Source organism: Bradyrhizobium sp. PRIMUS42, assembly GCF_023006515.1.
In the GTDB taxonomy this organism is placed as follows: Bacteria; Pseudomonadota; Alphaproteobacteria; order Rhizobiales; family Xanthobacteraceae; genus Bradyrhizobium.
In genome coordinates, this window is the sequence record NZ_JALBGZ010000414.1 from 1 (window position 1) to 5,748 (window position 5,748).

Consider the following 5,748-nt stretch of genomic DNA (forward strand, 5'->3'; position numbering starts at 1 on the left):
CGGGCCATGCGCCGGCCCATGCGGCCGACCTCGCCAACGGTGAGACCATGTTCAACGCCGGGGGCTGCGCGTCCTGCCATGCCACTCCCGACCAGCCCGATCGCGTCAGGCTCGGTGGCGGCGTCGCGATCAAGTCCCCGTTCGGAACGTTCTACGCGCCGAACATCTCCCCCGATCCGAATGACGGTATCGGCAAATGGACCGACGCCGACTTCGTCAACGCGGTGATGCACGGCGTTTCGCCGGGCGGGCAGCATTATTTTCCTGCCTTTCCCTATACGTCCTATCAGCGCGCAAGGCGCGAGGACGTGCTCGATCTCTTCGCCTATCTGAAGACGCTTCCGCCTGTGACCGGCAGGGTGCGCGACCATGACATGCGCTTTCCCTTCGATATCCGGCGCAACGTCGGCATCTGGAAATTCCTGTTTCTGGACGACAAGCCGCTCATTGCCGACGGCACGAAGTCGCCGCAATGGAATCGCGGTGCCTATCTCGTCAACAGTTTTGGCCATTGCGCCGAATGCCACAGCCCGCGTAACGCGCTCGGCGGCATCATCGAAGGCCAGCGCTTTGCCGGCGGCCCCAATCCGGAAGGCGAGGGCTGGGTGCCCAACATCACGCAGAAGCGCCTCGGCGAGTGGAGCGCGAAGGACATTGCCTATTTTCTCAAAAACGGCGAATTGCCCGACGGCGACAGCGTCGGCGGCGCGATGACGCGTGTGATCAAGAACACCTCGCAACTGCCCGACGAGGACCTTGCGGCGATGGCGGACTATCTCAAATCGCTGCCGCCGGTGGACGGTCCGCCGCGGCCCAAGCGGAAGGAAGCCGGCAAGGAAGCTGGTTAGCTCAGCTGGCGCCAAACGCCTTGAAGGTGATGATGGTGAGGGTGTCCTGGATGCCCGGCAGCACCTGCACCTTCTCGTTCACGAAATGGCCGATGTCGGTGTCCTTGTCGACGTAGAACTTCACAAGGAGGTCGTATTGGCCGGCCGTGGAGTAGATCTCGGAAGCGATCTCGGCTTCGGCAAGCGCATTGGCGACCGTATAGGACTGTCCGAGCTTGCATTTGATCTGGACGAAAAAAGGAACCATCGCGGGCACTCCGAAAGCGTATCTGGCGGCTAATAGGCCAAAACCGGTACGATTTAGCAAGCGGACTTGCCGGCCGCCAGATGCCGATCGGGCATTCAGGACGTCACGGCCGCCGCGGCAAATGCGTCTCTGAGCCGCTGGGCGAGCTCGACCTTGCGATAGGGCTTGGTCAGCACGATCGCCTGTGCAGGCGCACGGCCCTGCTCGACCAGGGTCTCCAGCGCGTAGCCCGAGGTGAACAGGACCGGCAGACCGGGACGAATCCGCCGCGCCTGATCGGAGAGCTCCCAGCCGTTCATGCCGCCCGGCATCACGATATCGGTGAACAGCAAGTCGATGCCGGGGTCAGTGCGCAGCTGCTGCAAGGCCTCCTTGCCGTTGACCGCGGCAACGACGCGATATCCGAGCGCTTCCACCCTGCGAATGACGGAGGAACGGACGAACGGATCGTCCTCGGCGATCAGAATCGTCTCGTATCCTCGCGGCGCCGCGTCCTCGCCATCGGACAGGTCGGCCTGCGATTGTCCGGTGTCCGCGCGCGGCAGATAGATTCGGACCGTCGTCCCAAGGCCGGTCTCGCTGTAGATCGAGACGTGGCCGCCTGATTGCTTCGCAAAGCCATAGACCATGCTGAGGCCGAGGCCCGAGCCCTTGCCGACGTCCTTGGTGGTGAAGAACGGCTCGAAGGCGCGTGCGCTGACGTCAGGTGTCATGCCTTCGCCGTCGTCGGTGATCGAGATCAACGCGTAAGCGCCGGCTGCGACTTCGGGGTGAAGGGTGCAATAGTCCTCGTCGATCGCGGTCAGCTCCGTGCTCAGCGTCAAATGTCCTCCTGCGGGCATGGCGTCCTGCGCGTTGAGCGCGAGGTTGAGCACGGCGGATTCGAGCTGGGCGCGATCGGCAAACGCCACGATCGTGCCGGGGCCGGTGCTCGTCCTGATCTCGATGTCTTCACGCAAGGTGCGCTTGAGCAGCTTGAACATGGAATCGAGCAGGCCGCGGCAATCGATCATCTGGGGCTGCAGCAACTGGCGGCGGCTGAATGCGAGCAGCCGCTGCGTCAGCTCGGCGCCCCGTTCGCCCGACTGGCAGATGTCGTCGGCAAAGCGCCGCAGATCGGGCCGAGCCTTGAGCTGCTCGCTCATGTGCTCGGCGTTGCCGATGATGACGGTGAGCAGATTGTTGAAGTCGTGAGCGATGCCTCCGGAGAGCTGACCGACCGTCTCCATCTTCTGCGCCTGCTGAAGCTGCTGCTCGGTCAGCTTGCGCGCGGTCAGGTCGTGGACGATGCCGACGAAGATCAATTCGCCGTCCTGCCGCGCCTGGCCGACCGACACGTCCATCGGAAAGGTCGATCCGTCCTTGCGCAGGCCGATGGCCTCGCCCGCGGTCGCGAAATAGCTCGCGTGGCTGTCGGGCCCGGCGCCCGCCTCGGGCATCAGCATCCCGACGTTGCGGCTCATCACCTCGTCGGCAGAGTAGCCGAACAAGCGCTCGCAGGCCGGATTGAACAGCAGGATGCGGTCCTGCGCATCCAACAGGATGACGCCGTCGACCGCGGTCTCGACGATTGCGGTGAGGCGCGCCACGCTCTCGCGCATCGCACGCTGCGCGTCCCTGACCTGCTGGAGCAGCAGCGTGGCGTCCCGGGTCTTGATTTCCTCCTCCTCGAGCGCGGCCTGGACCTGTCGTAGCTCGAACGGCGAGGGGATCGTCAGGATCTTCGGCAGCAGCGGCCAGAGCGCGCCCGCCGTGACCACGGATGCCACCGCGGTCGCCGCCTTGACGATGCCCTCGATGCCATAGATCGGAACCCAGAGCGTGTAGATCGACAGCACATGGGTCAGGCCGCACGCCATGATGAAGATCGCGAATGCCCAGTAGACCCAGCCGAATTTGAGGTCGCGCCGCTTGGTGACCAGAATCGCGAGGGCGAACGGGATCGAAAAATAGGCGGCGGCGATGCAGGCGTCGGCAACGACGTGAAGCCAGATCAGCTCAGGCTCCCATAACAGGCAGATGCCGTGCGGCGAAAGCATGGACGAGTCGAGGAGACGTTCAAAAAAGGCCCACATCGTTCCACCCAAAGATTCCGTTCCAGGCGGCTTGTGGGCCGGGGCGGCCCGCAGCATCGGTGAATGGTTCCACCACCTGACGTCTCACACATCGGCGAAGCAGTTCGCGACTATACCAAGGGTCCGGCGCGGTTGCATTTTCAAGCCCGCACCATTGCGGGGCGAAGCCCGCAATGTCCGCCTGATTCGGCCTGCGCCACGGTGTCGCGAATCACCGTCGGCTGCGGCCCGGCGCGCTTGCCGGTGTTCCACGGTCGCGCTAGGACAGGCCATGGCGGTGTCCGTATCCAGCAAATGTGTCCGGCGATGACGACCCCGGTCGCCCTCACCATCGCCGGCTCCGATTCGAGCGGCGGCGCCGGCATCCAGGCCGACCTGAAGACTTTTGCCGCGCTCGGCGTCTATGGCGCTTCCGCCATCACGGCACTGACGGCTCAGAACACGCGCGGCGTCACCGGCATTCATGCCGTGCCAGCCGACTTCGTCACCGCGCAGATCGATGCCGTGTTCGCCGATCTCGAGGTCGGTGCCGTGAAGATCGGCATGGTGGCCCAGGTCGCCAGCATCGATGCGATTGCGGCGGCGCTTTCGCGCTGGCAACCGGGGCATGTGGTGCTCGATCCCGTGATGGTGGCGACATCGGGTGACCGCCTGCTGGCGTCCGAAGCCGTCGACGCCCTGCGCACCAGGCTGATGCCGCTGGCGTCCGTGATCACGCCCAATCTGCCGGAGGCCGCGGCTCTGCTCGACGAGCCGATCGCGGCAAGCGAGGCTGAGATCGAAAAGCAGGGGCGGCGCCTGCTGGCGCTCGGCTGCCGTGCGGTCCTGATCAAGGGCGGGCACGGCGAGGGCAGGGAGAGCACCGACTATCTCATCGATGCCGACAACACGATCGCGCTCGCCGCGCCCCGCGTTGCGACCCGCAACACCCATGGCACCGGCTGCTCGCTGTCTTCGGCAGTCGCGGCGGGGCTGGCCAAAGGCGAGGATCTCGGAAGCGCCGTGCGCAACGCCAAGGCCTGGATCACCGCCGCGATTGGCGCTGCCGACCGCTTCAGCGTCGGCCGCGGCCACGGCCCGATTCATCATTTCCACAAGTTCTACTGACGCGGGCTTGCTCAACCTCTCCCGCAAGCGGGAGAGGGAGCGCACCTGCTCTCGCGGTTTCCAGTGTCAATCTGACCCTAGGCACCCCCTGCGGCGCCATGTCGCCTGATTGTCGCATGCGACTGATATTCGCGGGGTGGGCGAGGCAAGGCGTGATTCGTATCTGAAGGTGCCTCAAAAGTTCAATCAGTCATCCCCCTGTCACGGGACATTGTTACAGGCTGGCGCATGGGAAGTTACGATGTGAGTGACGAGAGCCCGGAGCGGCGCTTTCGCACGTTGTTCATCTCCGACGTTCATCTCGGGGCCCGCGGTTCTCAAGCCGATCTTCTGCTCGACTTCCTGCGCTATCATGATGCCGACACGATCTATCTCGTCGGCGACATCGTCGACGGCTGGGCGCTGAAATCGAGCTGGAACTGGCCGCAATCCCACAACGACCTCGTGCAGAAGCTGCTGCGCAAGGCGCGCAAGGGCGCCAAGGTCGTCTACATCCCCGGCAATCACGACGAGTTCCTGCGTAACTATTACGGCACGCATTTCGGCGGCATCGACGTGGTCGAGAACACCGTCCACACCGGCGTGGACGGCAAGCGTTATCTCGTCATCCACGGCGACATCTTCGATCTCGTGGTGCAGAACGCGCGCTGGCTCGCCCATCTCGGCGACAAGGCCTATGACTTCGCGATCCAGATGAATCGCTTCGTCAACTTCTTCCGCCGCTTATTCGGCGTGCCCTATTGGTCGCTGTCGCAATGGGCCAAGCAGAAGGTCAAGAACGCCGTCAATTATATCGGCGCGTTCGAGCAGGCGCTTGCCGCCGAGGCGCGGCGCCACGACGCCGACGGCGTGATCTGCGGCCACATCCACTACGCCGTGATCCGCGACGAGGGCGGCATTCGCTACATGAATTGCGGCGACTGGGTCGAGAGCTGCACCGCGCTCGTGGAGCACGACGACGGTCATTTCGAGATCATCACCTGGGCGGATCATCTGCAGAAGCCGGCAGCCGTCCCGCAGGTTGCAGCCAGAGCTGCATAGAAGAGGCCGCCTGATGCGCATTCTGGTCGCGACCGACGCCTGGCACCCGCAAGTCAACGGTGTGGTTCGGACGCTGACCAAACTCGCCGACGCTGCCGAGACGCTCGGTGTCGAATTCACGTTCCTGACGCCGCAATCGTTCCGCACCTTCGCGATGCCGAGCTATCGCGACGTGCGGCTGGCGATGCCGCGCCCGGCGCGGATCGCCAAGCTGATCGAGGAAGCGCGGCCCGACAGCATCCACATCGCGACGGAAGGGCCGATCGGCCTGATGGTCCGCCGCTATTGCCGCCAGCGCAGGCTGCCGTTCACAACCAGCTTCCACACCCGCTTTCCCGAATATGTCCGCGCCCGCGTGCCGGTTCCGGGCTCGCTGATCTGGCGGGCGCTGCGCCGTTTCCACAGCCCCAGCCGCGCCGTGATGGCGGCA

Annotated in this window: 6 protein-coding genes; 4 read left to right on the forward strand and 2 right to left on the reverse strand. The window is 64.5% G+C overall.

Features of this window, described 5'->3' with window-relative positions; translation table 11 throughout:
* The coding region (locus MOV75_RS25130; protein ID WP_247006793.1) for a cytochrome c at positions 1-848 on the forward strand (848 nt) is incomplete at its 5' end.
* A gap of 1 nt (position 849) precedes the next feature.
* On the opposite strand, the gene MOV75_RS25135 is transcribed toward MOV75_RS25130, so the two are convergent.
* The gene (locus MOV75_RS25135; protein WP_018317369.1) at positions 850-1,095 is read right to left on the reverse strand and encodes an Lrp/AsnC family transcriptional regulator; all 246 of its coding nucleotides are present in this window, start codon (positions 1,093-1,095) and stop codon (positions 850-852) included.
* A 95-nt stretch (positions 1,096-1,190) separates the two neighbouring features.
* Positions 1,191-3,134 (reverse strand): PAS domain-containing sensor histidine kinase, encoded by a 1,944-nt coding sequence (locus MOV75_RS25140; protein WP_246924531.1) that lies wholly within the window; start codon positions 3,132-3,134, stop codon positions 1,191-1,193.
* A gap of 342 nt (positions 3,135-3,476) precedes the next feature.
* Here MOV75_RS25140 and thiD point away from each other — a divergent pair, with 342 nt between their 5' ends.
* The 3 genes from thiD to MOV75_RS25155 all read left to right on the forward strand — a co-directional run.
* On the forward strand, positions 3,477-4,277 hold the full coding sequence (gene thiD / locus MOV75_RS25145; RefSeq protein WP_246924534.1) for a bifunctional hydroxymethylpyrimidine kinase/phosphomethylpyrimidine kinase: 801 nt from the start codon (positions 3,477-3,479) through the stop codon (positions 4,275-4,277).
* Positions 4,278-4,505: 228 nt separating this feature from the next.
* Positions 4,506-5,318, forward strand: a complete 813-nt coding sequence (locus MOV75_RS25150; protein WP_104465794.1) for a UDP-2,3-diacylglucosamine diphosphatase — start codon at positions 4,506-4,508, stop codon at positions 5,316-5,318.
* A 13-nt stretch (positions 5,319-5,331) separates the two neighbouring features.
* Positions 5,332-5,748: glycosyltransferase (locus MOV75_RS25155; protein WP_247006794.1), on the forward strand; the 417-nt coding region annotated here is incomplete at its 3' end.

Bases quoted from the DNA above. Each gene is read 5' to 3' on its own strand.
- MOV75_RS25135 (WP_018317369.1), bottom strand. From the start codon at position 1,095: ATGGTTCCTTTTTTCGTCCAGATCAAATGCAAGCTCGGACAGTCCTAT.
- MOV75_RS25140 (WP_246924531.1), bottom strand. From the start codon at position 3,134: ATGCTTTCGCCGCACGGCATCTGCCTGTTATGGGAGCCTGAGCTGATC.
- thiD (WP_246924534.1), top strand. From the start codon at position 3,477: ATGACGACCCCGGTCGCCCTCACCATCGCCGGCTCCGATTCGAGCGGC.
- MOV75_RS25150 (WP_104465794.1), top strand. From the start codon at position 4,506: ATGGGAAGTTACGATGTGAGTGACGAGAGCCCGGAGCGGCGCTTTCGC.